Annotated in this window: 28 protein-coding genes and 1 tRNA gene; 7 read left to right on the forward strand and 22 right to left on the reverse strand. The window is 61.5% G+C overall.

The window, feature by feature from the left end; all coding sequences use genetic code 11:
* Positions 1-65: 65 nt before the first annotated feature.
* Positions 66-1,466 carry a Do family serine endopeptidase gene (locus P0111_09145; protein ID MDF0644185.1) on the forward strand — a complete coding sequence of 467 codons (1,401 nt, stop codon included), beginning with the start codon at positions 66-68 and terminating at the stop codon, positions 1,464-1,466.
* 8 nt (positions 1,467-1,474) lie between these two features.
* Here P0111_09145 and fusA read toward each other — a convergent pair whose 3' ends face one another.
* Positions 1,475-3,577 (reverse strand): elongation factor G, encoded by a 2,103-nt coding sequence (gene fusA / locus P0111_09150; protein ID MDF0644186.1) that lies wholly within the window; start codon positions 3,575-3,577, stop codon positions 1,475-1,477.
* A 50-nt stretch (positions 3,578-3,627) separates the two neighbouring features.
* Positions 3,628-4,350: a DNA repair protein RadC gene (gene radC, locus P0111_09155; GenBank protein ID MDF0644187.1), complete on the reverse strand. Its 723-nt coding sequence runs from the start codon at positions 4,348-4,350 to the stop codon at positions 3,628-3,630.
* A 215-nt stretch (positions 4,351-4,565) separates the two neighbouring features.
* On the opposite strand from radC, the gene P0111_09160 reads away from it, so the two are divergent.
* The 4 genes from P0111_09160 to P0111_09175 all read left to right on the forward strand — a co-directional run bounded on the left by P0111_09160 (position 4,566) and on the right by P0111_09175 (position 7,273).
* Complete coding sequence (locus P0111_09160; GenBank protein MDF0644188.1) at positions 4,566-4,748, forward strand: hypothetical protein; 183 nt, start codon at positions 4,566-4,568, stop codon at positions 4,746-4,748.
* Positions 4,749-5,025: 277 nt separating this feature from the next.
* Complete coding sequence (rsmD, locus tag P0111_09165) at positions 5,026-5,598, forward strand: 16S rRNA (guanine(966)-N(2))-methyltransferase RsmD (protein MDF0644189.1); 573 nt, start codon at positions 5,026-5,028, stop codon at positions 5,596-5,598.
* Positions 5,595-6,083 (forward strand): pantetheine-phosphate adenylyltransferase, encoded by a 489-nt coding sequence (coaD, locus tag P0111_09170; protein ID MDF0644190.1) that lies wholly within the window; start codon positions 5,595-5,597, stop codon positions 6,081-6,083. The genes rsmD and coaD overlap by 4 nt, the downstream gene beginning before the upstream one ends.
* Positions 6,080-7,273, forward strand: a complete 1,194-nt coding sequence (locus P0111_09175; protein ID MDF0644191.1) for a pyridoxal phosphate-dependent aminotransferase — start codon at positions 6,080-6,082, stop codon at positions 7,271-7,273. The genes coaD and P0111_09175 overlap by 4 nt, the downstream gene beginning before the upstream one ends.
* A gap of 203 nt (positions 7,274-7,476) precedes the next feature.
* On the opposite strand, the gene P0111_09180 is transcribed toward P0111_09175, so the two are convergent.
* From P0111_09180 to purH, 5 genes are all read right to left on the reverse strand, one after another.
* A complete protein-coding gene (locus tag P0111_09180; GenBank protein ID MDF0644192.1) occupies positions 7,477-7,677 on the reverse strand; it encodes a hypothetical protein in 201 nt (66 codons plus the stop codon).
* Between the two features lie 29 nt (positions 7,678-7,706).
* Positions 7,707-8,138, reverse strand: coding sequence for a hypothetical protein (locus P0111_09185; protein ID MDF0644193.1), 432 nt, complete (start codon positions 8,136-8,138; stop codon positions 7,707-7,709).
* Positions 8,139-8,185: 47 nt separating this feature from the next.
* On the reverse strand, positions 8,186-8,833 hold the full coding sequence (locus tag P0111_09190; GenBank protein MDF0644194.1) for an L-threonylcarbamoyladenylate synthase: 648 nt from the start codon (positions 8,831-8,833) through the stop codon (positions 8,186-8,188).
* Positions 8,834-8,850: 17 nt separating this feature from the next.
* On the reverse strand, positions 8,851-10,131 hold the full coding sequence (gene purD / locus P0111_09195) for a phosphoribosylamine--glycine ligase (GenBank protein MDF0644195.1): 1,281 nt from the start codon (positions 10,129-10,131) through the stop codon (positions 8,851-8,853).
* Between the two features lie 146 nt (positions 10,132-10,277).
* Positions 10,278-11,828, reverse strand: coding sequence for a bifunctional phosphoribosylaminoimidazolecarboxamide formyltransferase/IMP cyclohydrolase (gene purH / locus P0111_09200; GenBank protein ID MDF0644196.1), 1,551 nt, complete (start codon positions 11,826-11,828; stop codon positions 10,278-10,280).
* 189 nt (positions 11,829-12,017) lie between these two features.
* Here purH and P0111_09205 point away from each other — a divergent pair, with 189 nt between their 5' ends.
* Positions 12,018-12,992 carry a D-glycerate dehydrogenase gene (locus P0111_09205; GenBank protein ID MDF0644197.1) on the forward strand — a complete coding sequence of 325 codons (975 nt, stop codon included), beginning with the start codon at positions 12,018-12,020 and terminating at the stop codon, positions 12,990-12,992.
* Here the strand turns inward: P0111_09205 and P0111_09210 are convergent.
* From P0111_09210 to P0111_09270, 13 genes are all read right to left on the reverse strand, one after another.
* Positions 12,989-15,196: a tetratricopeptide repeat protein gene (locus P0111_09210; protein ID MDF0644198.1), complete on the reverse strand. Its 2,208-nt coding sequence runs from the start codon at positions 15,194-15,196 to the stop codon at positions 12,989-12,991. The genes P0111_09205 and P0111_09210 overlap by 4 nt on opposite strands.
* Before the next feature lie 117 nt (positions 15,197-15,313).
* A complete protein-coding gene (locus P0111_09215; GenBank protein MDF0644199.1) occupies positions 15,314-16,009 on the reverse strand; it encodes a hypothetical protein in 696 nt (231 codons plus the stop codon).
* A gap of 26 nt (positions 16,010-16,035) precedes the next feature.
* Positions 16,036-16,554, reverse strand: coding sequence for a peptidylprolyl isomerase (locus tag P0111_09220; protein ID MDF0644200.1), 519 nt, complete (start codon positions 16,552-16,554; stop codon positions 16,036-16,038).
* Between the two features lie 16 nt (positions 16,555-16,570).
* A complete protein-coding gene (locus tag P0111_09225; protein ID MDF0644201.1) occupies positions 16,571-17,620 on the reverse strand; it encodes a hypothetical protein in 1,050 nt (349 codons plus the stop codon).
* A gap of 13 nt (positions 17,621-17,633) precedes the next feature.
* Positions 17,634-18,404, reverse strand: a complete 771-nt coding sequence (gene tatC / locus P0111_09230) for a twin-arginine translocase subunit TatC (GenBank protein ID MDF0644202.1) — start codon at positions 18,402-18,404, stop codon at positions 17,634-17,636.
* 52 nt (positions 18,405-18,456) lie between these two features.
* Positions 18,457-18,699: a YdcH family protein gene (locus P0111_09235; GenBank protein MDF0644203.1), complete on the reverse strand. Its 243-nt coding sequence runs from the start codon at positions 18,697-18,699 to the stop codon at positions 18,457-18,459.
* The gene (rimI, locus tag P0111_09240) at positions 18,693-19,262 is read right to left on the reverse strand and encodes a ribosomal protein S18-alanine N-acetyltransferase (protein ID MDF0644204.1); all 570 of its coding nucleotides are present in this window, start codon (positions 19,260-19,262) and stop codon (positions 18,693-18,695) included. The genes P0111_09235 and rimI overlap by 7 nt, the downstream gene beginning before the upstream one ends.
* Before the next feature lie 28 nt (positions 19,263-19,290).
* Positions 19,291-20,043, reverse strand: coding sequence for a tRNA (adenosine(37)-N6)-threonylcarbamoyltransferase complex dimerization subunit type 1 TsaB (gene tsaB / locus P0111_09245; GenBank protein ID MDF0644205.1), 753 nt, complete (start codon positions 20,041-20,043; stop codon positions 19,291-19,293).
* Between the two features lie 22 nt (positions 20,044-20,065).
* On the reverse strand, positions 20,066-20,914 hold the full coding sequence (locus P0111_09250; GenBank protein MDF0644206.1) for a hypothetical protein: 849 nt from the start codon (positions 20,912-20,914) through the stop codon (positions 20,066-20,068).
* A 9-nt stretch (positions 20,915-20,923) separates the two neighbouring features.
* Positions 20,924-22,285 carry a DNA repair protein RadA gene (radA, locus tag P0111_09255; protein ID MDF0644207.1) on the reverse strand — a complete coding sequence of 454 codons (1,362 nt, stop codon included), beginning with the start codon at positions 22,283-22,285 and terminating at the stop codon, positions 20,924-20,926.
* Positions 22,286-22,375: 90 nt separating this feature from the next.
* A complete protein-coding gene (locus P0111_09260; GenBank protein ID MDF0644208.1) occupies positions 22,376-23,131 on the reverse strand; it encodes a hypothetical protein in 756 nt (251 codons plus the stop codon).
* Between the two features lie 80 nt (positions 23,132-23,211).
* Positions 23,212-23,298: transfer RNA gene (locus P0111_09265), tRNA-Leu, on the reverse strand.
* 223 nt (positions 23,299-23,521) lie between these two features.
* Positions 23,522-23,758: a YtxH domain-containing protein gene (locus P0111_09270; GenBank protein MDF0644209.1), complete on the reverse strand. Its 237-nt coding sequence runs from the start codon at positions 23,756-23,758 to the stop codon at positions 23,522-23,524.
* Positions 23,759-24,085: 327 nt separating this feature from the next.
* On the opposite strand from P0111_09270, the gene lgt reads away from it, so the two are divergent.
* Positions 24,086-24,922 carry a prolipoprotein diacylglyceryl transferase gene (gene lgt, locus P0111_09275; GenBank protein MDF0644210.1) on the forward strand — a complete coding sequence of 279 codons (837 nt, stop codon included), beginning with the start codon at positions 24,086-24,088 and terminating at the stop codon, positions 24,920-24,922.
* Positions 24,923-24,947: 25 nt separating this feature from the next.
* Here the strand turns inward: lgt and P0111_09280 are convergent, their stop codons facing one another.
* Together P0111_09280 and P0111_09285 are read right to left on the reverse strand one after the other, a co-directional pair.
* Positions 24,948-25,331, reverse strand: a complete 384-nt coding sequence (locus P0111_09280; protein MDF0644211.1) for a metallopeptidase family protein — start codon at positions 25,329-25,331, stop codon at positions 24,948-24,950.
* 2 nt (positions 25,332-25,333) lie between these two features.
* A complete protein-coding gene (locus P0111_09285; protein MDF0644212.1) occupies positions 25,334-25,750 on the reverse strand; it encodes a tetratricopeptide repeat protein in 417 nt (138 codons plus the stop codon).
* Positions 25,751-25,752: the final 2 nt, after the last annotated feature.

The following is a 25,752-nucleotide window of genomic DNA, read 5'->3' on the forward strand; positions in this document are numbered from 1 at the left end:
GCGATGGCTGACCCGGCGACCTCCCGTATGTTTCTCGATTCCCGGTGGTGTACACTGCCGAGACCATGACACTAATAGTTTCGTTCAGAAGACCCCCCGTTCTGTTCGTCATGCTGGCGACCCTTGTGGTGTGTATCATCTCCGTGCAGCGCACGGGCGCGGGAGCTGCGGAGGCCGGAAGGGCGACCGGTCTGCAGATGTTGGAGGAGATTCAAGCAGTCATCACCGAGTTGGCCGAAACGACTAAGCCGTCGGTGGTCAATCTCTTTCCAGTGAGCCCGAGCGGAAAAGGACGGGATTTTCTGCAGGAGCGGACGCCGAACTCTCCCGGTTCCGGCTCCGGCGTCCTCATCGATCCCGACGGTCATATCGTCACGAACAATCATGTCATCGGGGATGCGAGCGAAGTTGAAGTACGGCTCTCCGACAAATCGAAGCTGATCGCGCAGGTCGTCGGCAAGGATCCGGATACCGACTTGGCTGTCCTGAAGGTCACCGCCGATCATCCCCTCCCCTATGCCAAGTTCGGCGATTCGTCCGGGGTGCGCGTGGGGCAATGGGTCTTGGCTGTCGGCAATCCGTTCGGCCTGGATCGGACGGTGACGCTCGGTGTCGTGAGCGGGATCGGTCGTGAGAACGTCAATCTGTCTCGGTACGAGAACTTTATTCAGACCGATGCTTCGATCAATCCGGGCAACTCCGGGGGGCCGCTCTTTAACTTGCGTGGCGAGGTGATCGGCATCAATACCGCCATCATCAACTTTGCGCAAGGGATCGGGTTTGCCATTCCGTCCAACATGGCCAAGCAGGTACTGCAGCAATTGGTGGCCCAAGGCCGTGTCATCCGAGGATGGTTGGGCGTGGGCATCCAGCCGTTGACGCCGGAGTTGGCCAGGAAGTTCGGTGTGACGGAAAACGAAGGGGTGCTTGTCAATGAAGTCTTCGAGAAGGATCCGGCGGCGGCGGCCGGCATCAAACCGGGCGACATCATCACCAGGATCGAAGGCACCGTGGTGGACACCCCCAACCGGCTCTCCCGAGTCGTGGCAGGGTTGCAACCGGGTGCCACGGCCAAGGTCGAGGTGGTGCGGGACAAGAAACGCATGGTGCTTGATGTCGCTCTGAGCGAACGACGGGATCAAGCGGTGGTCGCCTCCCTCCCGCCGTCACGTACGGACGTGAAGCTGGGGCTGGACCTTCAGGATCTGACGGCCGCCTTGGCGGACAAGTTTCGGTTGCGGGAAACACGCGGCGTGCTGATTACCAAAGTGGAACCGGGAAGCCTGGCTCAATCCGAAGGGCTGCGAGAGGGCGATCTGATCAAAGAAGTCAACCGCGTCGACGTCGGTTCTGTCGGTGAATTCACGGCGGCCGTCTCAAAGATCCGCCGTGGTGAGACCGTCCTCTTGCGCGTGCTGCGGGAGAATCGAGCCTTTTACGTCGTCTTGAAAGCGGGAGATCCATAAGGGCTTCGTTATGGAGCGGTGACGGTCTGCCGTGCCGCTTTCTGCTCCTCCAGGATCTTCAGAGTGATCTCTCGAGGGACCTCCTCATAGCGAGCCAGCTCCATCACATAGCTCCCTCCGCCCCCGGTCAACGCATTGAGCGTAGTGGTGTAGGTCATGAGTTCGGACAGGGGGACCAACGCCTTGACCAACTCGGCATGCCCTCGCGCCTCCACGTGCTGAATCCTACCCCGCCGGGCGTTGAGATCGCCGATCACGGCTCCGATATGGTCGGCCGGCGCGTCGATTTCCACGTTCATCACCGGTTCCAGAAGAACAGGATGGGCCGTCTCCATTGCTTTCTTGAAGGCCATGGAAGCCGCGATCTTGAACGACATCTCTGAGGAATCGACGACATGGTATGACCCGTCATAGACCGCCACACGGATGTCGACGACGGGAAATCCCGCAAGCGTGCCGTGATGCATGGCCTCCACGACGCCTTTTTCGACGGCGGGAACGAAGTTTCTTGGGATGACGCCTCCCACGATCCGGTTTTGGAACGAAAAGCCTGTTCCTCTGGCGGTCGGGACAATCTCCAGCCAGCAGTCGCCGTATTGACCGTGGCCGCCGGTCTGCTTCTTGTACTTGCCTTGCGCCTGCGCCGTGCCGCGGATCGTCTCCCGGTATGGGATCTTTGGGGTATGAATGACGACATCGGCTCCATACTTGCGATGTAATTTTTCCAGAGCCAGATCGAGATGGAGCTGTCCCATGCCGCTCAGGACCATCTCTTTCGTGTCCGCGTTTCGTGAAAAATCGAGCGTCGGGTCCTCTTCGATCAACTTGTGGAGGCCAAGACTGACCTTGTCGATGTCGGCGCCCGATTTTGGTTCGACCGCGAACGACAACACGGGACGCGGAAGGGCCGGCCAAGAATAGCGAACCGGATCTCGCTCCTCGCACAGGGTATCCCCCGTTTGGGCGTCCTTCAGTTTTCCGATGGCGATGATCTCCCCTGCTGTGGCCGATGGTACCGCCATGTGCTTTTTTCCGAGTAGCGTATACAAATGACCGCATTTCTCTTTGATCTGTTTCGATCCGTTATAAACGGTGGAGTCGGTCTGCAAGACTCCTGAGACGATACGGACGTAAGACAGGCGTCCGACAAACGGATCGATGAGGGTCTTGAAGATGAATCCCGAAAAGGACGCTCGATGGGGATTGGACGCGGCGGCCTCTGCACCGGCGAGTTGGTCCCCGTCGGTGACAGGCACCGCCTGCGGCCGTTCTTCCGGCGATGGAAGCCATTCCTTGATGGCCGCCAGCAAGGGGGCGACCCCGACGTTTCTCAACGCCGAACCGCTGTACAGCGGAACCAATCCGGTCTTGTGCACGCCGATCCGGATACCGGTCGCCAAGTCGCTGGCCGTCAGCTCTCCTGCAGAGAGGTATCGCTCCAACAATTGGTCGTCCATGTCGGCGACGGCCTCTTGCAGGCGTCTCAAGCCCTCGGTGGCCTGAGGCTGTATTATTTCAGATACGGCGCAGGTTTCGCATTTGGGGCTGTCGGCCTTGGAGCGGAGGACCGTTTGCCCGAGGAGGTCGACGACTGCTTCCATCACCCCTTCGTGATAGAGGGGCAGCGTCATGGGTATGGGACTGACGTCGAGGTCCCGCCGGCAAGCCGCCAACAGGTCGTCTAGCGGCTTCGAATGGTTCTCGGGTTCATTGATGAACAACAAACATGGGAGATGTCGCTCCCGGACGCGGGCCCAGAGCCGAATCAGTTCGCTGCGGATGCCGGTGTCGGGATTCAGCACGACGATGACGGCATCTGCGGCTTCAAGCGCGGTCAGCGGTTCGCCCAGGAGGCTTAACGAGCCGGGTGTGTCCAGGAGCGTGATGGAGGTCTGATTCCACGCGAATCGGAGGAGACCGGTGCTCACGGAGCTGCGGTGGTGCTGCTCCTCGGGTTCGAAGTCCGATATGGTCGAACCTTGGGCAATCGTGCCAAGTTTGGAGACGGCCCCGGCGCAGAAGAGCAGTGCCTCCGTGAGTGACGTTTTTCCTGCTCCCCGGCTCCCGATCACAGCCACATTCCTGAGAGACGCGGTCTGCTGCTCGTTCATGAGGCCCTCCTCTGGTTTGCCGGAAGTCTCTGGGCTTCCGGAGAGATGCGTTACAGTTCGATAGCCTCCTCTGGCGTCAGGTCAGCCTTACCGGATCGATGCAGCCATCCTTGATCGGCAAAACTGACATAGTGTCCGTCACCGATGACGAGATGGTCAAGTACGCGAATCCCGAGGATCTCCCCGGCTGCGACCAGTCTGGCCGTGAGCTGTCGGTCTTCCCGGCTGGGAGTGGGATCGCCGCTCGGATGATTATGCAGGAAGATCACCGCTGCCGCGGACTCCTTCACGGCCAGCGAGAATACCTCGCGGGGGTGGACGATGCTGAGGGTCAGACTGCCTTCCGAGACCGTGGCCTCCCGCACAATACTGTGTTTCGCGTCCAAGAGCACAATCTTAAAAATTTCGTGACGGAGATCCCGCAGGCTGGAATGAAAGTGGTTGAACAGATCTCGGCTAGAAGAAATCCTCGTACCTTTCGACAGGGGCAACGCCATCGCTCGCCGGCCCAGCTCCAGCGCGGCCTTGAGTTGCGCAGCCTTCGCCTCACCGATGCCGGGGACGGCGCACAGCTCCTCAAGTCCGCACCGGGCCAACCCGTTGAGTCCACCCACACGGTGCAGCACGTCCATGCCGACTTCGACGGCGGTGGACCGGTGTCGGCCCACCCGCAGCAGTATAGCCAGGAGCTGTGCATCGGTCAGGGCGGCTGCGCCCCGAGCCAAGAGTCGTTCGCGGGGGCGTTCAGCCTCCGGCCAGTGCGAGATACTCATGCCTGTCGTTCCCGTCAGCATTTCCTGTATTTCCGCTTTTCCCGAACAAAAATATGACACGGTGAACGTTTTTGTACCGGAAAAAGACTCCTTGGATCCCCCTTGGTGGCAAATACGTAGCAGCTAAGGTGTTGAAATTACGTATGGCGACCATGTGGTGTAGCTCTTGCTTAGCCAGGCCGGCAGCTGTGCATGTCATCACCTGGGAGGGATCGATGGAATGTCCGAAGTGCAAAGGCCTCATGATGCTGGAGCGGTTCTCAGATTTCTTCCTGATTTTTTACGCCTGGAAATGCATCAACTGCGGCGCCATCATCGATCGCACGATTTCGAATAATCGGCGCAAGAGCCTCGCGGCACGCGATGCGCAACCGAGCACGCCGGTGGCGGCTCGATAGCGATTCGGTATCCTCGTAGTGGCGAGAGCGATCGAACGGTTGTCCTTCCGCCCTGGCGTCTCTCGCCGCCTAGGTCGGCCCCACGCCCGCGAATTATAGTCAGCCACGCATATCTCGTCAAAATAGCAGCAATCATCTAAATCGAATTTTGGCCATGACTCTGCAATAGGAGAACTGGTTCGTTCTGGGGATTCCCGCGCAGTGCTCGCTCCTTGACCCCTTCAAAAACGCTATGTTAGAGTCATTCGCTCCTGAGCGTCCTCTCACCTAATTGACTATGCGCATCATAGCCGGCTCCCACCGAGGTCGACGCTTGTGTGGGCCACAAGGGACGACGCTGCGTCCCACCTCTGATAAGGTGCGCGAGGCGCTGTTTTCCATTCTCGACCTTCGGGTACCGGGCGGCCGCCTTCTCGATCTGTATGCGGGAACCGGGGCGGTCGGGATCGAAGCGATCAGCCGTGGGGCGGAGGCGGTGACCTTTGTGGAATGTGATCCGCGCGCACTGCAAGTGCTGCGAAAGAATCTCGCGGTCTGCGGCTTTGAGGATCAGGGAGATGTCAAGGCCGGTCGTACGCAGGACTTCCTGGCTCGGCCTGATTGGTGGGATGGGCCCTATAACGTCGTCTTCGCCGACCCCCCATACGCCGATACGCAGGCGATCGAAACATTGCGGATGGTGTGGGCGACGGAGCTTCTCGTGGAGGACGGTCTGATGGTCATTGAGCAGAATGCTAAATCGGTGTTGCCGACGTCATTTCCTGGCGCAGCATTGATTCGGCGATATGTGTATGGCGATACCGCTCTGCTGCTCTATGGCGCGGCGCCGCGTCAACGGGCGTCGGCATGAAGATCGGCATCTATCCGGGCACCTTCGATCCGATCACCCACGGGCATACGGACATCATTACCCGCAGCCTGCGCGTGTTCGACAAGGTGGTCGTGGCCGTCGCGCCGAATCCGACCAAGCATCCGCTCTTCGATATGGCGGAGCGCGTCGAGATGGTGAGGTTGGTCATGAAGGATCTCGGGCAGGTCGAGGTCGTGACATTTGACGGACTCCTGGTGGACTATGTTCAGCAGTCCGGCGCGCATGCGATCATTCGAGGGTTGCGCGCCATTTCAGATTTCGAGCATGAATTCCAGATGGCGCTAGTCAATCGCAAACTAGCCAAGCGGGTCGAAACGGTGTTCTTGATGCCCAGCGAGGAATATTCGTATCTCTCATCGACGATCATCAAGGATATCGCGATGCATGGCGGACCACTGACCGCGTTTCTTCATCCGGAGGTGGCGCGGCGCCTCCAGACACGTATAGGGAGCCTGAGACCATGAAGCTGGCCTCCCGCGTCGGCCGCATCGCTCCCTCCCCTACGTTGGCCATGGCCGCGACGGCGAAGGCCATGGCGGCCCAAGGAATCGATGTCATCGACTTTTCGACCGGTGAACCTGACTTTGATACGCCGGAAACCGTAAAATCTGCCGCCGAGGCGGCAATTCGTGCCGGGTTTACCAAATACACGCCGTCGTCCGGAACCGATGAATTGCGCGGCGCCGTCGTCGACAAACTGCAACGTGAGCTGGGGCTTCGGTACGAGAAATCTCAGATCCTGATCTCTTGCGGAGCCAAACATTCCTTGTATAACGTGGCCGAAGCGCTATTGGAAGCGGGAGACGAGATCATCATCCCCACCCCCTACTGGGTCTCGTATTCCGATCAGGCACTCCTCAATGACGCCACGGCTGTGCTGCTTCCCACCAGGGAAGAAGACGCCTACGCGATCCGTGCAACGGAACTCGAGCGGCTGGTCACGCCCCGGACGAAAGCGATCATCGTCAACAGCCCGTGCAATCCGACTGGTGCGACCTATGGCCGAGCGACCTTGGAAGCCATCGCCGCGATTGCGCTTCGGCATGATTTGCTGGTGATCTCGGACGAGATCTACGAAAAAATCATCTACGACGGGACCGTCCACATCAGCATCGCGACACTCGGCGCGGACATCGCCGCCCGTACGATCATCATCAACGGAGTGTCCAAGGCCTATGCCATGACGGGATGGCGAATCGGGTATGCGGCGGGCCCCCGAGACCTGATCGCGGCGATGGGAAACATTCAAAGCCAGAGTACGTCGAATCCCTGCTCAATTTCCCAAAAGGCCGCGGTGGCCGCGTTGCGTGACGGCGATGACTTCACCGCGCGGATGGTCGTGGAGTTCGATCAGCGGAGGCGGGTGATTGTGGAGGGGTTGAACGGCATACGTGGTGTCTCGTGCCGGATGCCGACCGGCGCATTCTATGCCTTTCCCAATGTCTCGGGCGTCTTGGGCAGGCGCGGGCCCGATGGTATTGTCAAGACCCCGACGGATCTGGCCAACTATTTACTGAAGACCGCGCATATCGCCGTCGTGCCGGGCGAGCCGTTCGGCAGTCAGGCTCATGTCCGTCTGTCCTACGCTACGGGTATGGACACAATCAAACGGGGCTTGGAACGGCTTGACAATACCTTGGCGCAACTTACCTGAGCGTTGAGCTGTTCGATCGAGCAAAGGAGGAATATCGTGCCGATTTATGAGTATCTGTGCGAAGGATGTGCGTACAAGTTCGAAGTGAAACAGAGTATCAAGGAGGATCCGATTGCCGCCTGTGATCGTTGCGGTAAACCGGTGAAGCGGTTGATTTCTTCTCCGGCCATCATGTTCAAGGGCAGCGGCTGGTATGTGACCGACTATTCGGACAAGCTGAAACCGCCGTCAGGAGGAGAGCCGGCCGCGCCTGCGTCGTCGGACCAAAAAGAACCGTCACCTGCGGCCGCCTCGTCAGCGACTGCGACCGCTTCTCCTTCGACGAACACGTCGACTGCGGCACCGACTTCGACGGCTAGCTCCAATTCCAGTTCCACTCCCACGTCCGCGACGTCTCCCGCCACGACCTCGTCAAAATAATCCGTCGCCTCCTCTACTGTCGCTTGACGGCCGCCTTGGCGGCCGGTCGTTTCTTAGCCGACGTCTTGACCGCCGTTTTGGGTCTCGCCTTGGCCTGCCCTTTGACCGGGGTGACTTTGCCTCCCGCCGCTTTCGACGTCCTGTTGAGCCGTTCCTGCAGAGCCGTCACGCTGTTTTGGAGGCTGGCGATCATAGTGCTCTTGTCGCGGTTCGCGCGGCTGAGATCGTCGACCTGGGCTTGCAAGTCATCCTTCACCTTGGTGATGGACGCCAGCTGCGTCTGCAGTTGGGCCTTCTCGGCGGTGACGGTCTGCAGTTCCGAACGAAGCTGCTCAATCTGGGTTTGGAGCGCCGGTGGCCAGTAGTCGCAGCCGGCCAGGGTCAGCGTGCAACCGATGGCCAGTACCGCCATTCCCTGCTTCATCACCCGAGTCGCCATTGTCATGCCTCTCCTCCTCCGTACGTTGCTGCGATCGTTGCCGTGGCTGTGGTCTAAGCGGTCAGCGCAATCTCGTGTGTCTGTAACACGTTCCGTATCGTCTGTCGAGGGATCGCGCCTTCTCGAACAAGTCGGACCGGATCCCGGACGTCCACGACGGTGGATGGTAGGCCGCCCGGCGTCCTGCCCGCGTCCAGGATCATATCGATCTCGTGACCCAACTCCCGTTGCACCTGCTCGGCAGTGGTCGACGGCGGACCGCCGGACCGGTTCGCGCTCGTACCGGTCACCGGGCCGGTCTGCTTCAGGAGTTCCGTGAGCGGAAAACAGGGGCTGAGTCGCACGCCCACCAGCCCGCTTCCCGCAGTGAGGTTGTGGGGAAGTGATGGATGGGCCGGCAGTAGAATGGTCAGGGCGCCGGGCCAGAATGCTTCCGCGAGTATGCGTCCGACGCGTGGCATATTGGCCACCAGCAGGGGAAGTTGGTCGATGTCGCCGATGAGCACCAGGATTGGCTTGCTGTCCTCTCGGTTCTTGACCTGCAGCAAGCGATCGACAGCGCCGGCATCGAACGGACTTGTGCCGAGACCGTAGTAGGTCTCGGTCGGCACGGCGATCAAGCCTCGGTTCTGAATGACCGAACGAACGGAGGGGGCGAGAACCGGTAACGTGCTCAGGGACAGTGGATGAACGGTGGCCATGAGCCGACAAGAGATGCTCAACGCGATGTGCGAGGGCTCAATGCCCGATGGGCGATGTCTCGACGGTAGTGGCAGCCTTCAAACGACAGCGCGTGGACGGCGCGATAGGCCGTCTGTTGAGCCGCCGCGATGTCGGAGCCCAAGCCGGTAATACCCAAGACACGTCCGCCGGCGGTCACGACTGCTTGCTGATCGAAGGCTGTTCCCGCGTGGAAAACGACGGCGTGTTCCGTGGACGGTTCCGTCAAACCCTGAATCGGAACCCCGGTTCGGTATGGGCCGGGATACCCCGCCGACGTCATCACGACACAGACGGCCGCGTCTTCGCGCCATTCGACATCGAGCTGATCCAGTCGATGTTCCACGACTGCTTCAATCACCGTGAGCAAATCGGTTTTCAGCAGCGGCAGCACCACTTGGGCCTCCGGGTCGCCCATCCGGGCATTGAACTCCAGCACATACGGCATGCCCTTGACGACCATCAGCCCGGCGTACAGGACACCCTGGAACGGGGAGCCCATTTTGGAGAGATGGGCCACGATCGGCTCCAGGACCTGCCGCCGTACCTGATCCCGAAGCTCCGGTGTGCCGAGCGGCGCGGGCGCGTAGGCGCCCATCCCTCCTGTGTTCAGGCCGGTGTCCCCGTCGCCGACCCGCTTATGATCCTGGGCCGGCGGCATCGGCACGATCGTGCGGCCGTCGGTAAAGGCCATGATCGTCAACTCTTCTCCAGCCAGAAACTCCTCGATCAGGACTTCCTTTCCAGCCGCCCCGAAGACAGCCTTCTCCATGCAATCGACGATCGCCTGCCGCGCCTGCTCGCGTGTCGTGGCGATGATGACGCCTTTGCCTTGCGCGAGACCGTCCGCCTTGATCACCAGAGGAAGCGGCTGTCCGTCGGCGTAGGCGCGGGCCGCCGCCGTGTCGGTAAAGCTCTCCGCACGTGCGGTGGGGATTCCGGCCCGTTGCATGAGAGCTTTGGAGAAACTCTTGCTGGCTTCCAGGCGCGCTGCATTTTTGGTCGGACCGAATACTTTCAAACGATGTTTGCGAAACTCGTCGGCGATGCCCATAGCGAGCGGCGCTTCCGGTCCTACGACCGTCAAATCGACCTGGTTGCGGACGACGAAGTCTTTCAGGGCTTGGATGTCATCGGCCGCGATCGGCACACAGGTTGCGCGCGATGCAATACCGGCGTTCCCGGGGGCGCAAAAAATAGCGGGCTTCCGCTGACTCTGCCCGAGTTTCCACACGATGGCATGTTCGCGTCCCCCGCTTCCGACGACGAGAATATTCACGAAGGTTCACCATACGATCCGGGGAAAGGAGAATTCAAACGGTCGCGGAAGGATGTGTGTCTGCGGAGCGCCGACCTGTGTGCCGGAAGGCGTATCGACGCGCTGTGCGACAGGAGCCTCAGGTTGGAGCGTCGTCTCGACATCCGTCAGTGGCGGAAGTGGCGCATGCCCGTAAGGATCATCGCCAAACCGTGCTCATCCGCGGCCTTGATAATTTCCGCATCGCGAATGGACCCCCCGGGTTGAATGACGGCGGTGATGCCGGCCTGCGCCGCCGCGTCAAGTCCGTCCCGGAATGGAAAGAAGGCGTCCGACGCCATGACGCAGCCTTTGACGGGCATCTGCGCCTTCATCGCAGCCAGCTTGACGCTGTCCACTCGGCTCATCTGGCCGGCGCCGATCCCCACCGTCTGGCCGGGCTTGGCATAGATGATGGCGTTGGATTTGACGTGTTTACAGACCTTCCAGGCGAAGGCGCAGGCCGCATACTCTTCATCGCCGGGCGTGCGGACCGTGGGAACCGGGAGCGATCGCAGATCCGTGAGTACGCCCAGATCGCGATCCTGTACGATCAGGCCGCCGACCAGCTTTTTCAAGTCATAGCCCTCTTGTTTCACTCCTACAAGAGGGCCGACATCGAGGAGCCGAAGATCTTTCTTGCGCTTGAGTTCGACCAGAGCGTCGTCAGCGAATCCAGGCGCCACGACGACCTCCACGAACGTTGAGGTGATTTCCTTGGCTGCCGCGAGATCCACGGGCCGGTTGAAGGCGATGACACCTCCAAAGGCCGAAACCGGGTCGGTCTCGCGCGCTTTAACATAGGCCTCTACCGGCGTGGTGCCCAAGGCGACGCCGCAGGGATTGTTGTGCTTGATGATCGCGACCGCCGTCTCCTCGTACTCCTTGGCCAATTCCAGCGCGGAATTCGCATCGAGGAAATTGTTATACGACATGGCCTTTCCGTGAAGGATCTTGCCGCGCGAGACGGACGGCTCCTGGGAGTGGAGTTCGCGATAGAAGGCGCCCTGCTGATGGGGATTTTCTCCGTACCGGAGCGTTTCCGCCAACTCGTATTGCAGCGACAATATCTGCGGAAACTTGACGGCGCCACGAACCTGCTTTTCAAGATAGCCGGCGATCACGCTGTCATAGCGCGCCGTATGCTGGAACACTTTCATGGCCAGCTCGCGGCGGAGCGGCCCCGTATCGCCGGCGCTCTTGACCGCCTCCAGCACGCGCGGATAGTCGGCGGGATCGACGACGACGAAGACGTCTTCATGGTTCTTGGCGGCCGACCGCAGCATCGAAGGGCCGCCGATGTCGATATTCTCGATGGCTTCGTCGAACGGGCAATGGGGTTTGGAGATGGCGGCCTCGAAGGGATAGAGGTTGACGACGACGACGTCGATGGGACCGATGTTGTGTTGCTTCATTTGGTCGACGTGCGCGGGGAGTGAGCGGCGCCCCAGCAGGCCGCCGTGAATTTTCGGATGCAGTGTCTTCACTCGGCCGTCGAGGATCTCCGGCGAGCCGGTATAGGCGGCCACGTCGGTGACCTTGACGCCGGCGTCGCGTAACGCCTTGGCCGTGCCCCCTGTCGAAAGGATCTCGGCGCCCGAGGCTTCGAGCCCCCTGGCTAAGTCCACGATCCCGGTCTTGTCCGATACGCTGATCAATGCCCGCTTGATGCTGGCCATGGTCTGACTCCTTGGAATTGCCCTCTGAAGTGGTGCATGCGTGGGAAGGTGCACGGAGAATAGCAAAGGGAAGTCCGGAACTTCAAGACGGCCCGCCGGGGCGCCACCATCCACTACATTGCATTTCGAGCTGCCGCTGTCGAGTGGTTGTGGCTGTGGCCGTGACTCGGTAAGATGCCATCACCACTTATGAGCGAGCCCCGCCCCCTCCTCTACCTTTCCCGCCTCTTGCCGGAACCGGTGATGGCGGCGATCCGCGAACGCTACCGGCTGCTGGCGGAACCGGAAGAGGCTCCGCCGTCACCTGCTACGATACGGGAGGGATTGCACGAGGCAGTCGCCGCCATCGTCACGTTATCCGAGCGCATCGACGCGCAGAGCTTGGCGAGGGCAGCCCGGCTGCAGGTCTTGGCTAACTATGCGGTCGGCTACAACAACATCGATCTCGCTGCGGCTCGAAACCGCGGAGTCATCGTGACGAATACTCCGGATGTCCTGACCGACGCCACTGCGGACTTGACCTGGGCGCTCATCCTGGCCACAGCCCGTCGGGTCGTGGAAGGCGACGCACTCGTGCGGGCGGGAACCTGGACCGGCTGGACGGCCACGCAGCTCTTGGGCGCCGAAGTCGCCGGTCGGACGCTGGGCCTCATCGGGATGGGGCGAATCGGGCAGGCGGTGGCCCACCGTGCCGTCGGATTTCGCATGCCGGTGCGCTATTACAGTCGGCGTCCTCTCCTCGTCTCGCCGCCCGGCGCGCAATGGGAATCTGTCTCCCTGCCCGACCTGCTGCGTGAGTCGGATTTTGTGTCGATCCATGTGCCGCTGACCGAGGAGACGCGACACCTTATCGGGACGTCGGAACTGGCGGAGATGCGGCGGACGGCGATCCTTATCAATACCGCCCGAGGCCCGATCGTGGACGAAGCGGCGTTGGTCGAGGTGTTGGGGCGCCGTGCAATCGCCGGGGCAGGCGTCGACGTCTATGAGGACGAACCCCGTGTGCATCCCGGCCTGCGCTCGTTGCCGCAGGTCGTGTTGCTGCCGCATCTCGGGTCGGCGACCTGGTTTGCTCGGGTGCAGATGGGCTTGATCTGTCTGCGCAATGTGGACGCGGTTCTGGCCGGCCGGCCGGCGCCGAATCCCGTGACCGCACCCGGTTAGCTGGCGTATCCGAAGGCTTTGGCGGCGGAATGAGAAACGGGATGCTCCGTGCGGATCGAAGACAATCGCTCAGGAACGTCGTGGAAGGTGGGGATGGACTCGAACATCGTGACGGCCTGCTCCCACTGAGCCTGTTGTTCGTAGAGCAGTCCCAGTTCGTACCGAATGGCCTGCCCCTTGGCCCCTTGGCAGCGAGAATCCGTCAGCAGCCGCTCCAGTTGCGTGCTCGCGGCGTCGGCCCGTCCGCGCTCCTTCAAACAGACGGCGGTCATAAGACAGGAGTCCAGGAACACGGCCGGCGACTGCATGGCGACGGAGAATTCTTCCTGGGCCTCATCGAGCAGCCCCATGTTCTTGTACGCCACGCCAAGTGTGTAATGCACCTCCGGGTCGAGCACGTCGGCCACCTCTTCGGGGGCTTCTACCGGTGCGGCGTCCTGCTGTTCATTACGCGTGAGGAACAGGGGCGCCAACTTTACGACAAGAGGATGAGCCGGGACCAGTGTGTTGAGCTTGAGATACAGGGCCGTGAGCGGTGCGGTGTCGCACTCGGGCGAGGCGGCCAATTGCAGCTCCATCGCCCGAGCATAGTGTAATGCGGCGGCGGCCCCGTCACCCTTGCGTTCGAAGAGGCGGCCCAGCAATTCCCGCAGCTCGGCATCATCCGGCGCTTTGCCGACCAGTCGATTCAGCCATAGCTCCGCTTCCATGACCTGTCCCGCCTCCAGGTAGGAGCGAAGTTGAGCGTCTCGCGTGAGGAGCGGAGTCGCAGCGGCCGCTTCAGGCGCCTGCTGGTCCGAACCGGATGGCGCGGGCCCGGCGGCGTTCGCGCGTGCCGAGGCAGCGGGCGGCACGTCGGGGACCGGAACCGCCTCGTCCGTGGACGCGAAGCGGAACCCCGGCTCGCCGGAACTCCGAGCCGTCGTTCCTCGCGCATTGTCCGGCTCCGCGCCTGCAAGGGTGAATACGTCAGGTGCCGGTGCGGCCTGGTCGGCTCGTGAATCGAGGGATTCAGCGGCGGGAGGCGCATCGTGCAGCAACGTTTCCAAACGGTGAACGACCGGGCTATCCGGAACGAGCCCCTTGATCTTTTGAAAAATTTCCTCGTGCAACGTGGGTATACCCGGCTCCGGATGCTCGAGGAGCACTTCCACCGCCTTGCCGTAGTGCAGCACGGCCGTGGACAGATCTCCCTGTTCCTCGTACAGCTCCCCATGCAGCTCCAGGAGCGGAACCGAATTGGGCTCGACGGCCAGAAATTCCTGAATCAGTGCCTCCGCCTGCGGATATTCCTGGGCACGTAGCGCCGCACCGGCCAGAAAACGGTATTCGCCCAGCGCGATCTGAAGCTGACCCTGATGCAGGTGTAATCGGGCCAGCAACTGACAGACCTGAGGGTTTCCCGGTTCCTTCGAGAGGAGCTGGTTGAGAATCGCTTCCGCGCCCGCAAATTGCTTTTCCTCGATGCGTCGCCTGGCTTCCGCCAGGAGGTCCATCGGCTCGAGCGATTTTCCCGTCGCTGGAATCGACGCGCTGCTCCGGGCGAACCGGGTCGGGTCGCCGCCCGATTTCTCGAAATGCTCGATGAATTGTGCGGCTTCGCTGTTGGCCGGATCGATACGCAAGACCGACTGATACGCTTCCTTGGCCTCACTGTAGCGCTGCTGAGCGGAGCGTTCACGACCGAGCTGCAGGTAGACCTTTGTCGCCTCGTCCTGCATGTTTTCCTGCACGCACAACTCGGCGACCCGCTGCTGCGCATCGAGATTCGACGGGTCTTGACTGACGATTTTTTTGTAGACCTCGAGCGCCTCCTTGGACTTGCGTTCCTTGAGATAGTACTTGCCCAGCGTCAGGTAGTCCTGCACCGCGCTGCTCAGGAGCCCCCGCTCGGCATTGAGATCGCCGAGGTATCGGTAGATGTCGTAGCGGGACGGATCGAGCTTGAGGACTTTCTTATAGGTGGCGATGGCCTTGAGGGTCGCGCCTTCCGCTCGAAACGCGTTCGCGGCCTGCAGAAAAGCCGACACAGCCTCGCCGGGGGCGTTCCGCTTCAGATGGAGCTCACCGATGGAATTGTAGATGCTCCCATCGGCGGGCGATTCGGCCGACAGCTTTTTCCATTCGGTGATGGCGGCGTCGAACTGACCTTTCGACGCGAACAGTTGGGCGCTGTGCAACACTTTGCTGCGGTCGATGCCCAAGGTGGACCTCCATGTGGCTGACCAGGAAACGCTAACAGCGAGCCCATTTCTTGTCAACGAAATCAGCCGAATACGTGGAAGTTCCTTCGGTCCGATCCGGCGCAGGAAGGAGCAGATCTACCTAAGGGGGGATGCCGTGACCACCGCGGCGGGGAGACGGTCGATATCAATGACGAGTTCGTCCTTGTTGTTCGCGAGCAGCGTGTCCAGAAAGCTGCTGTTCTGGACGATGACGGCGTCCGGCGGTTGGAAGAAGAGGTCGAAGCCCTTGGCGGCCGTGGGGCGCATGGGGTACCGCCGGTCGTAGATCATGCCGTACGCGGGAATGCCGTAGACGATCTGCCAGTTGCCCAGCAGTACGTGCATCTCCGATTCCCGCACGTACAGCCCGCCGGTGGTGATCACGCGCTTGGCCGACGTTTGCGGCTGGCTCAGATAAAACGTGATGCGCTCGTTGTACGCCGCGGCGGCGAAGGCCTCCGCAATCTGCGGCGCGAGGATCGTAATTTCTTCATCCCGAAAGGCGGGCACCAGCGGGGCTTCGCCCTGAATCCACTTTTGCAACCAGATGCGGTGCTCCTGCACCTTCATGCCGGTGAGGATGCGGGCAATCTCCTCCGAGGTAAAGGTCCGGGGATGTGAATGGTGACCCGGGGACCATTCGGGCAACACGGCGTCATCCAGCTCCAGACGGACATAGTTGACCGGGTCTTCGTAGACGGTGCGGTACGGAGTCTGCGGAATGGTGCATCCGGACAGACAGAGGCAGGTCAAGGTTAAGGCTGAGAGAAAACGGATGTTGAAATGAAGCATCTCCGGTCTCAACCTGAACCGTAGCCTCAACCTTCGCTGATCGTGACCGTCATCTCGATCCGATCCAGCGGATTATCGCGGCCGTCCCGCTTCACGCTGACGACCTTGTCCGCCACGTCCATGCCGCTGACGACTTCGCCGAAGGCCGTGTATTGCCAGTCTAAGAAGTTGGCGTCGGCGACACAAATGAAGAATTGGGAGCCTGCGCTGTCCGGGTCGTTGGCACGGGCCATGGAGAGAATCCCCCGCTTGTGCGGCGTACTGTTGAACTCCGCCTTGATACGGTAGCCGGGTCCGCCGGTGCCGTGCGAGGCTCGGTCGGCGTGCTTGCTGTTGGGGTCGCCCCCCTGGATCATGAAGCCCGGAATGACGCGGTGGAAGGTGGTGCCGTTGTAAAACCCCTTCTCGGCCAGGTCCATGAAGTTTCTCACATGACCGGGAGCGACATTGTGAAACAACTTCAGCACGATTTCTCCCAGCGGCTGTCCTTTGCTCGTCACCGCAATCGTGGCCCGGGTCTTCTCGGTTGCCTCTGACATCGTCATGTGTCCTTTCCTGTGGTTAGCGAAAGAGGAAGGGCGGCGGTGCCGTCCCTCCCTCGAGTCCGTGATTGATCGCGGCCCAGGTCCGTCCGTCGTCGTCGCTACGGAAGGCTCCGGCATTGGTGCCGGCGTAGAGAGAGCCGGAGGTCGATTCGATCAGCACCTGAACGGCCATGCTGGTCAGTCCCTTGTTGAGCGGGGTCCATTGACGGCCCTTGTCGACGGTCTTGAAGACGCCGTGGCCGGTGGCGACGAAGAGGCCTCGACTGTTGAACACGATCCCTCGAATCGAGTCGTTCGGCAACGCTCGGCTGATCGGCCGCCACGTCGCGCCCGCATCTTGACTCCGAAAGACGCCGCCGTCGAACGTCCCGGCATAGATCGCACCGTCTGGGTCGATGGTCAATACCCGGATGAAATTCTCAACCATACCTTCATGGTCTTTCAGGCCATGATGCAGGCGTACCCAGCCGTTCGAATTGGCTTTGAACCGCAGCACGCCCTTTCCGGACGTGCCGGCGTAGAGCGTGCCGTCCGGCGCCTGCGCCAGCGCATGGACCAGAATCTCGTCGAGCCCCGTCGTGACGACCGCCCAGCGGTCGTCGCCTCTACCAAGACGATAGGCTCCGTCGGCGGTTCCCGCATACAGCACGTCCCCGACCGGAAGCAGGGTCTTGATCTCATGTCGCCTAAGCCCGTCGTTGACGGATTGCCATGTCTTCCCGTGATCCCGTGTCCGGAATACCCCTCCGCGAAAGGTACCGGCGTAGACCGTCCCGTCTTTCGAGGTTGCCAGCGAGAGGATGAACGGGTCGCTGATGCCCTCCCCCGATTTGGTCCAGGTCGCGCCGCGATCTTCGCTGCGGAATAGTCCGAGCCCGAACGACCCGGCGTAGAGCGACTGATCCCCGGTTGCCGTGAGCGCCTGAATGCTGGCCGCTTGACGGTCCGGGAGCTGTTGGTGCGAACCGCCTGGTTGCGGTCCCTGTTGCGCCGTCGCCGGGAGGGCCAACCCCACCAGCGCGGCGAGCCAGAGAAATCGCAAGGGACGACAGGCAGTGGAGTTCATGGTGCCACCTGTACTAGCGAACGCGATGCCCCGCCGTTCCAACGGGAAGATCCGGATCGAGCGGCAGGCTCATATCCGTCGGCGCACGCCCAAAGAGCTTCGCACCGATGATGCCGACTTCATACAGTATCATGAGCGGCACTGCCATGAGCAGCATGGTGAACAGGGTCGCATCGGGAGTCACGACGGCGGAGATGATCAACGAGCCCAGAATGGCGTGCTTGCGGTAGGCCGCCAAGACCTGCGCCGACACGACGCCGACCCGCGCCAGGATCGTCAGAATCAGTGGTAACTCGAAAGCGCAGCCGAACGTGAGGAGGAACTTGACGTTGAAGTCGATATAGGTGCCCACGCTCAGCTGGGGTGTGATGTCGCGGTCCATTCCGAAGCTGACGAAAAAATCGATGACCAGCGGCAGGATGACCAGGTTACAGAAGACTAGGCCGAGCGCAAAGAGCGCGCCGGCCAGGAGGAAAACCGGAACGCCCCAGCGCTGCTCCTGAGGGAGCAGCGCCGGTTCGACGAATTTCCAAAACTGGTAAAAGACGACAGGGAGGCTGGCGAGCACGGCCGCCAAAAACGACACCTTGATCGAAGCGAACAGCGCTTCCGTCGGCCCGTAAAACACCAGCTGGTTGGGAAAGGGACGATTCAACCAGGCGACCATCTCCGCGGAGAACGTGAAGGCGACAGCGAGCGCCACCAGAATCGTGGCGCCGATGATGAGCAGACGTTTCTTGACGGTCTGAATGTGGGCGGCCAGCGGATGGATGCTTGGGGCCATAGGTGTGGACTCTGCGGCTGTGATCGGTCCGTCGGACGCTCACGTGCCTCTGCTAATGCGCGGTCGCCTGTAGACCGTGATCGCGATACATGCGGATCATCTCGGCCATCTTGTCTTTCTTCGCGAGCTTTTCTTTTTGCAGCTGCTTCTTGGATAACTCCTCGGCCGGAGTGAGGACGTGGCGTTTTTGCAGATCGTTGAGTTCCAGGTCGAGGCGGTGGTGGGACTCCTCCAGTTCACGGAATTCTGTGTTGGATTGGCGGAGCCGTTCCATGATCACATTGTCCGTCAGCATGTCGCACCTCCTGGTTTGAGTGGCTGCTCCGGGGATGGTTGACCTCCCGTCTGATCCCCTGCATGGGCGCGGACCACCGCTTCCGCCGCAAGGGGGTCCAGCTCCATCAGCACCGCGTCTTCGGGCGGCGCCGAATAGTAGCTCGGCCTGAGGCCGGTCTGTCGAAATCCCAGATTCTGATAGAGGGTTTGTGCCGCGCCGTTCGAGGCGCGAACTTCGAGTACCGCCCGCACGGCTGACTGGAGCGCGCCGGCTTGAAGGGCTGCGGTGACCAAGGAAGTGGCGATCCCCTGACGCCGCATCGATTCAATGACCGCGAGGTTCATCAACCGGACTTCCTCAAAGACAATCCAAAAACACAGATACCCGACAATGGCTGACGGGGCTCCTCCTTCGGCGGTCGCCCGCCGGGCGACGAGAAAATGAGCGAAGGGGTTGCCGCTCATTTCTGCTTCCATCATTTTGCGCGTCCAGGGGGCCGAGAAGCAAGCTTCTTCGATCGCCAAAATGTCGGGCAGGTCGGCATGTGTGGCCGGCAGAATTTCGCTTGTAGAACCCGCCATGTGCGTCGTCGTCCTCGCAGATGTGTCGTTATCGTGGCGCCAGTTTACGGGCCAGTTTGGCCCGTCGCCGGGCCAGCGGGGATAGTCCTCCCGATTCGTCATATTTCACTTCAGCCTCCGGCCGTTGCACATAGAGCGGACTGATGCCGAGGCCAGCCAGCTCACCTCGACGCAGCTTGTCGAGCCCGGCGAGACCCACGGAAACGGCCGAGGGGGTCGCGCTCGGGTTAGGAGTCTCGATCAGGGTGCGGATCTGGTCGGGACAGGCTTCCCGGACGGCCGCGCCTTCGGTGGCCCACCCTTCCCCGTACAGCATCGTCCGTTCGCTCAAGGAGGCGGCCAGTTGGGCGGCAGTTCCGGTGCGTTCTGCGACGAGTCGGTCCAGTCGATCGCCTCGCCAACGAAACTTCGCCCAATAGACCTCGCCGCGCCTGCTGTTGACGATCGGACAGAGGGCTATGTCGGCTCCACGGAAATTCCAGGCCATGCCTTCGAGCGTCGGCACCGCCGCCAAGGGCAGTCCGGTGATCGTCCTGAACCCGAGGAGCGTGGCCAAGCCGACGCGAAGGCCGGTAAAAGAGCCCGGTCCGATGGAGACGGCCAGACCGTCGAGCTGCGTGAGGGACAATCCCGTGCGTGCAAACAGTCTGCGGACGGCCGGCAGCAGCAGTCGAGAATGGGAGCCGCGGGCTTCCTGTTCTTCCAGGGCCAGGACCGCCTCGTTCTCCAAGAGCGCCACACTCTGCCATGCGGTCGCCGTATCCACTGCCAGGATCTTCATGGGGGGACCGTTCCGTCTCCGTTTATCCTCGGCCCAACTCGGCTGGCTTGAGCGGCTGATTGGGAACCAGTTCGTGAAACGTGATCTGCACGCTTCCCTCCCCGCGACCGTCCTCGAGCGAGATCTTGAAGGGGCGCAGCAGCCGGTCTTCCGCGGAGCCCGAGGAAACGATCTGGACTGCTTCCGTTCCCACGGGACGGAAATCGTCATAGCGAATCGACGCATCCACACCGCCGGAGTCCGTGAGCCGTTCCGCTTTGACGACCAAGAGTCTTTGCCGGTCGAACCACAACCGGCGCCGCAAGCCGTTCCCTCCGTTGGTTAACGGGCCGAAGACGTCCAGCCGGTAGCGATCGCCGTCCTCGGACAGGGTGACGGTTTCGGAAGGCGCCACCGCGTCGGTTCCTAACACCCCGCTCATCGCCCAGACGCTCAGTTGAAAGGGGCGCGCCAGTTTTCCCATCTCGCTCGTGTCGGAGCCGTTGCCGGACAGCACCCGTCCCATCGTAGGAAGCCGCAGCGTAAACTGATCGTCCGATTGCAAAAACTCGAAGAGTTCGCCGCCGATCGGAGTAAATCCGCGCAGACGGAGGGCGTTCGGCCGCTCATAGTAGAGCGTCCCCTCGATGCGGGTCGTGATCGGCAGGATCCCGCCGCGAACCTTGGCGCTGAACAGCCCCTTCAAGCTCTGCAGGGCCGCTTCGCGCTGCTGCAACAACGCGGTCAACTCTTCCGCCGTGGCCTGCCTGAGGGGCGGCGTATCTTTCGCGCCCCACAGTGCGCATCCGGCAATGAGCATCGAGGTGAGGGCCAGCAGCAGCGCGGAGACGATGCAATGAGAGAGGGGTCTTCGAGGATGTGCGACGCTCATGGACGGGTCTTACGCCAGGACGACATCCAGCGCCTCCCGTACATCGGCGATGCCGACGAGTTCGATGCCATCCACTCCGTCCAGTTTCGACAAGTTCCGCTCCGGCAACAACGCCCGCTTGAATCCCATCTTGGCCGCCTCACGGAGCCGTGACTCCGCCTGGCTGATTGCCCGCACTTCTCCACCGAGCCCCACTTCACCGAGGATGAGCAAGCCGGGCTCCACCGGCACTTCCCGCAGACTCGAGGTCACGGCGCTGACGATGCCGAGATCGATGGCGGGTTCATCGATGTGCATGCCGCCGACGACGTTGACGTAGACGTCCTGACCGGATAGATGGACGCCCAACCGCTTGTCCATCACGGCCAGCAGCAGGGAGACCCGGTTGAGATCGACGCCGTTGGTCATGCGTTTGGGCATCGGATAACTTGTGGGCGTGACCAGAGCCTGCAGCTCCACAAGGATGGGCCTGCTTCCTTCGAGACTCGATACGACCACGGATCCGGTGCTGCGCTGAGATCGTTCGGCCAGGAACAACTCCGACGGATTGTTTACTTCCTCCAGCCCGGCATCCTTCATTTCGAAGACGCCGATCTCATTGGTAGACCCGAAGCGGTTCTTCACGGCGCGGAGAATTCGGTAGCTGTGTCCTTTGTCTCCTTCGAAATACAACACCGTATCGACAATGTGCTCGAGCAGGCGCGGGCCCGCAATCGCTCCGTCCTTGGTGACGTGCCCGATGATGAACACCGGGACGCCGGCGCGCTTCGCAAACCACATGAGCTGGCCGGCCACCTCCTGGACCTGGCTGATGCTGCCGGGGGCCGACGTCATCTGCTCCGTGTAGACCGTCTGGATCGAGTCGACGACCACCGCGGCCGGGCCGATCTCCTGAACGGCCTTCAAAATCTGCTCCAGGGACGTCTCGGCCAGAATCAACAAGTGTGGATGCTCCACGCCCAATCGCTGCCCCCGCATCTTGATCTGGCGGGGCGACTCCTCTCCGGACACGTAGAGGACCGGCTGGGTCGGAGAAGCTAGCCGAGGCAAGGCTTGCAGCAGCAGCGTGGTCTTGCCGATACCCGGATCCCCGCCGATCAGGATGACGGCGCCGGGAATCACGCCGCCGCCCAGCACGCGATCGAACTCGCCGATTCGGGTCAGTCGCCGGTTCTCGCCGACCACCTCGATATCGGCGATCGGGGTTGCCCGAGCCGGGGCGACGGTCAGCGCGGCCGGCCGGCCTTTGCCGGTCGGTGCCTGCCGCTCCTCTTTCATGGTGTTCCAGCCGCCGCAATCGGGACAGCGGCCCATCCATCGAGGCGACTGGTGGCCGCAGGCCTGACAGGAGAACAGGGTTTTGGCTTTCATCAGGAAGGGATCCAACTCAAGATGTGAAGGTATCTTAATGGATGGGGATGCGGAAGGGAAGGACTCGGGCTACCCGATAGTGCGCGCTCGCTAGAGTCGCAAGCCGAAGAAGATGGCCGCGTCTGTGCGGGCGCCGTTAGGCGCGGCGGCGGTCAACCGAGGGGGCGTGAGCGTGAAAAGCGCGATCCCCTGGAAGGTCGATCCGGCGAAGAAGCAGGGGGCTCCGCCGAAAACGATGCTCTGATTGAAGGCGTTCCCACGAATCCTGGGTGTGGCCGTGCCGGTAAACGTGCAGCCGTTCGCCTCCGTTCCGGCAAAGGGACCGCTGCCCGTCACGGTGATGTTGGCCGATTGCACCCCACCGGAACTCCCGGCCTGACCGAAGTAGAAACCGGCTACGACGGCGAGAGTTGGGTTGGTGGTATAGGTCGTATCGAAGGTGCTCGTGAACGTCACGACTGCACCTCCGGCGTAGGTGATGGTGGCGTTCAGGAAGCGGCGGTTCTCGTACGTGGCTGAAATGGTCGCGTCCAGCGCGCTGGCTCCGATGCGGAAGTCTTTCGCGTTGCCGGAGGTGAACGTGCTGTCGCTGGAGGTCCCGGTGCCCTGGATGACCCCGGCGATTTGGGTAGGATTTGCGGCGGCCGAATAGAAAAAGTAATAAGTCCCGTCGTCGAGCACTACGCCGGTCAGGGTTTGATTGGTATTCGTGCTGCCGGTCCAGAATCCTTCGGCCGAACTCGCTGCGGGGGGCGGCCCCGGTTCGGGCTCCCCACATCCGTGGAGCGTCAGCAGGCTCACGAGCCCGAGTATGCTGATCAGCGGACGACAGGCGACTCTTTGCATCGCGATCTGACTCCCGGCTGAAGCATGGTCATGAACAATGTGGGCTGGACCTCGTATCATGCGAGGCGCAGTGAATACATTGGTGCGGGAGGAGGGAATCGAACCCTCAAACCCTTACGGGTACAGGATTTTAAGTCCTGTGCGTTTGCCGATTTCGCCACTCCCGCGCGGCCTGACGGCTGCGGTCAGGGACGAGCCGCGAAACTCTAGCATTGAGGTCGGGAGGTTTCAAGCAATCTAGGTCGTGGTTGATCGGCGGAACGCAGGCGCGGGAAGACCACGCACCAACGGCCTGTGCCGTTGTCAGCAGCAGGCCATTGGCGCTCGTATGCAGTTGTCGGTGCCCGGGAGATGCTTCGATCCCTTCTCGACTGTTTCCTCCGCGATTCGTTAGGCCGCTTCCACCATCGGCCGTTTCGTACGATCCACGACCTCCTGGATGCCGGACTTGATCGCGCGACTCCAGCGGGTGGCCTGCACCTGCGCCTTCTTGGCGTACCGGTTAAGTTCACGCCGCGTTTCCGCTCCCGTCTGAGGCGCAAACAGGAGTCCGATCCCCGCGCCGATGGCCGCGCTTCCCGCCACCATCGCCGCCATTTTCACCGCCTGCTTTCCCTGCTCTGACATGGTAGACCTCCTTGCATCGGTTAAGGTTCAATGGGTCGGTGCCACAGTGCCGACATCCTGTCCGGTCGTTTCGCATCAACCGTGCCAGCGGAGAATCAGGCCTGTTCTAGAGGATTTTGTTGCCCAGCGCAGCCACGACTAATCCGCTTCTAATTTTGGGTAGCGTTTTTCTGACACAAGGCAACACAGTCGTGATGGAAAGCCAACAACCGACGCGGTCGTTTCGTCGAGATGGCGTTGCAGGCCGCGGGGCTGCACCGCAGCGTTGCTTGCATTGGGCCCATCGCTCACATATCATCCGGCTCATCCACGTCACATGAGGCAGCAATGAACCGGTTGGACGCGATTCCCTACCCGCACATCGATCCTGTGTTTCTCGAGTTGGGCCCACTGCAGTTTCGATGGTACGGGCTTATGTACCTGCTCGGGCTCACGATCGCCTATTTCGTGATTCGTCAGAAGGTGCAGGCGCAAGGCTTGGGGCTGACGAAGGATCAAGTCTATGACATGGTGGTTTGGGCGGCCTTTGGGGTCTTCATCGGCGGGCGATTCGGGTATGTGCTGTTTTACAACCTCCCCTACTATCTCGAGTATCCCAGCAAGATTCTCGCGGTCTGGGAGGGAGGGATGTCGTTCCACGGAGGCTTGATCGGCACGATCGTCGCGTTGATCTGGTTCGGAAAGCGCCACGGGATTTCCATCTACACCATCGCTGACATGGCGGCCTCCGTCACCCCGATCGGACTCGGTCTCGGCCGGCTCGGGAATTTCATTAACGGTGAGCTCTTCGGTCGCCCGACCGACGTGGAGTGGTGTATGGTGTTTCCCGCAGGCGGACCGGCCTGCCGGCACCCGTCGCAGCTCTACGAGCTGGCGCTGGAAGGTGTGCTCCTGTTCTCGGTTTTGTGGGTGATCGGACGAAGACCCACACCGCCCGGCACCACCTTTTGGAGTTTTATCACGGGCTATGGACTCTGCCGGCTGCTGGCGGAACTGTTTCGAGAACCGGACGCCCACATCGGCTTCATTTTCGGCGCCCTCTCCATGGGACAAGTGCTTTCTTTGCCGATGGTGATCATCGGAAGCTTCATGCTTGCATTGGGATACCAGCGGCAAGCGTTGGCGCGCCGTGAGCAACCGGCGGGAAAGATCGCTACAGGATAAGGTTCAGACTCAACCTCAACCTTCCCTAATACGGCATCTCGTCGTCGTCCAAGCCGACGTGGTGTCCCAGCTCATGCACGACCGTGTCGCGGATCTCCTGCCTGACCTCGTCCGGAGTCCTGCAGAGCCGGAGAATGGGACCTCGGTAAATCGCAATACGCGGCGGCTGTTGGCCGCCCGGCTGAAAGAACGATTCCTCGCTGAGCGGCACGCCCTGGTAGAGACCGAGAAGGTCGTCTTTCGAATCGAGGTCGAGATCGGCCAGGACTTCGGCGGGCGGTTCTTCTTCCACCACGACGGACACTTCTTCCGCCAGCTTGGCATAGCGGGCCGGCAGGTCGCGGAGCGCCTCTTGCACCAACCGGTCAAAGGCCTCGGGGGAGACCCGACCTGAGCCTCGCGCTCCCATCGTCAATAGCCCTTGTGTGACGGATCTTGAAACGTGGATCGCTCAAGGTCGTGCCCGAATCCGCCGGCTCGGTCGTGAAAGATCGGTGAGTCCCAGATCACCGTGTTGCCGGGCGCCAGGTTGGCCGCCTCGACGTAGTGCTTTCTCGCCTCGGCCTGCTTTCCCTGATGATCGAGCGTGACGGCGAGGTTATAGTGCGCCTCGGCCAACGAGGGCTCGAACGACACGACCTCTCGAAACACCTTTTCGGCACCGGTCCAATCGTGGGAGGCGAACAGCGCATTGCCCCGCTCGAGTTGCGCCTTGATTTCCGCGTTGGTGCCGGCGGGCGCGGAAAGCATGGTTGCGGGAGGATGCGGCATCGAGCTCGCGCATCCGCCCAGCAGAATCAGAGCCATCAGCCACAGCACCACGGACATGA

This window comes from Nitrospira sp., from assembly GCA_029194535.1.
Taxonomy (GTDB): domain Bacteria; phylum Nitrospirota; class Nitrospiria; order Nitrospirales; family Nitrospiraceae; genus Nitrospira_C.

Excerpts from the sequence above, each read along its gene's own strand:
- P0111_09205 (MDF0644197.1), top strand. The coding sequence starts at position 12,018 with ATGAGCGAGCCCCGCCCCCTCCTCTACCTTTCCCGCCTCTTGCCGGAA.
- P0111_09225 (MDF0644201.1), bottom strand. The coding sequence starts at position 17,620 with ATGAACTCCACTGCCTGTCGTCCCTTGCGATTTCTCTGGCTCGCCGCG.
- P0111_09145 (MDF0644185.1), top strand. The coding sequence starts at position 66 with ATGACACTAATAGTTTCGTTCAGAAGACCCCCCGTTCTGTTCGTCATG.
- purH (MDF0644196.1), bottom strand. The coding sequence starts at position 11,828 with ATGGCCAGCATCAAGCGGGCATTGATCAGCGTATCGGACAAGACCGGG.
- lgt (MDF0644210.1), top strand. The coding sequence starts at position 24,086 with ATGAACCGGTTGGACGCGATTCCCTACCCGCACATCGATCCTGTGTTT.
- tsaB (MDF0644205.1), bottom strand. The coding sequence starts at position 20,043 with ATGAAGATCCTGGCAGTGGATACGGCGACCGCATGGCAGAGTGTGGCG.
- P0111_09260 (MDF0644208.1), bottom strand. The coding sequence starts at position 23,131 with ATGCAAAGAGTCGCCTGTCGTCCGCTGATCAGCATACTCGGGCTCGTG.
- P0111_09270 (MDF0644209.1), bottom strand. The coding sequence starts at position 23,758 with ATGTCAGAGCAGGGAAAGCAGGCGGTGAAAATGGCGGCGATGGTGGCG.
- tatC (MDF0644202.1), bottom strand. The coding sequence starts at position 18,404 with ATGGCCCCAAGCATCCATCCGCTGGCCGCCCACATTCAGACCGTCAAG.
- rimI (MDF0644204.1), bottom strand. The coding sequence starts at position 19,262 with ATGGCGGGTTCTACAAGCGAAATTCTGCCGGCCACACATGCCGACCTG.
- P0111_09185 (MDF0644193.1), bottom strand. The coding sequence starts at position 8,138 with ATGACAATGGCGACTCGGGTGATGAAGCAGGGAATGGCGGTACTGGCC.
- P0111_09175 (MDF0644191.1), top strand. The coding sequence starts at position 6,080 with ATGAAGCTGGCCTCCCGCGTCGGCCGCATCGCTCCCTCCCCTACGTTG.
- rsmD (MDF0644189.1), top strand. The coding sequence starts at position 5,026 with ATGCGCATCATAGCCGGCTCCCACCGAGGTCGACGCTTGTGTGGGCCA.
- P0111_09220 (MDF0644200.1), bottom strand. The coding sequence starts at position 16,554 with ATGACGATGTCAGAGGCAACCGAGAAGACCCGGGCCACGATTGCGGTG.
- P0111_09160 (MDF0644188.1), top strand. The coding sequence starts at position 4,566 with ATGGAATGTCCGAAGTGCAAAGGCCTCATGATGCTGGAGCGGTTCTCA.
- P0111_09190 (MDF0644194.1), bottom strand. The coding sequence starts at position 8,833 with ATGGCCACCGTTCATCCACTGTCCCTGAGCACGTTACCGGTTCTCGCC.
- P0111_09215 (MDF0644199.1), bottom strand. The coding sequence starts at position 16,009 with ATGCTTCATTTCAACATCCGTTTTCTCTCAGCCTTAACCTTGACCTGC.
- radA (MDF0644207.1), bottom strand. The coding sequence starts at position 22,285 with ATGAAAGCCAAAACCCTGTTCTCCTGTCAGGCCTGCGGCCACCAGTCG.
- radC (MDF0644187.1), bottom strand. The coding sequence starts at position 4,350 with ATGAGTATCTCGCACTGGCCGGAGGCTGAACGCCCCCGCGAACGACTC.
- P0111_09235 (MDF0644203.1), bottom strand. The coding sequence starts at position 18,699 with ATGCTGACGGACAATGTGATCATGGAACGGCTCCGCCAATCCAACACA.
- fusA (MDF0644186.1), bottom strand. The coding sequence starts at position 3,577 with ATGAACGAGCAGCAGACCGCGTCTCTCAGGAATGTGGCTGTGATCGGG.
- P0111_09250 (MDF0644206.1), bottom strand. The coding sequence starts at position 20,914 with ATGAGCGTCGCACATCCTCGAAGACCCCTCTCTCATTGCATCGTCTCC.
- P0111_09280 (MDF0644211.1), bottom strand. The coding sequence starts at position 25,331 with ATGGGAGCGCGAGGCTCAGGTCGGGTCTCCCCCGAGGCCTTTGACCGG.
- coaD (MDF0644190.1), top strand. The coding sequence starts at position 5,595 with ATGAAGATCGGCATCTATCCGGGCACCTTCGATCCGATCACCCACGGG.
- P0111_09285 (MDF0644212.1), bottom strand. The coding sequence starts at position 25,750 with ATGTCCGTGGTGCTGTGGCTGATGGCTCTGATTCTGCTGGGCGGATGC.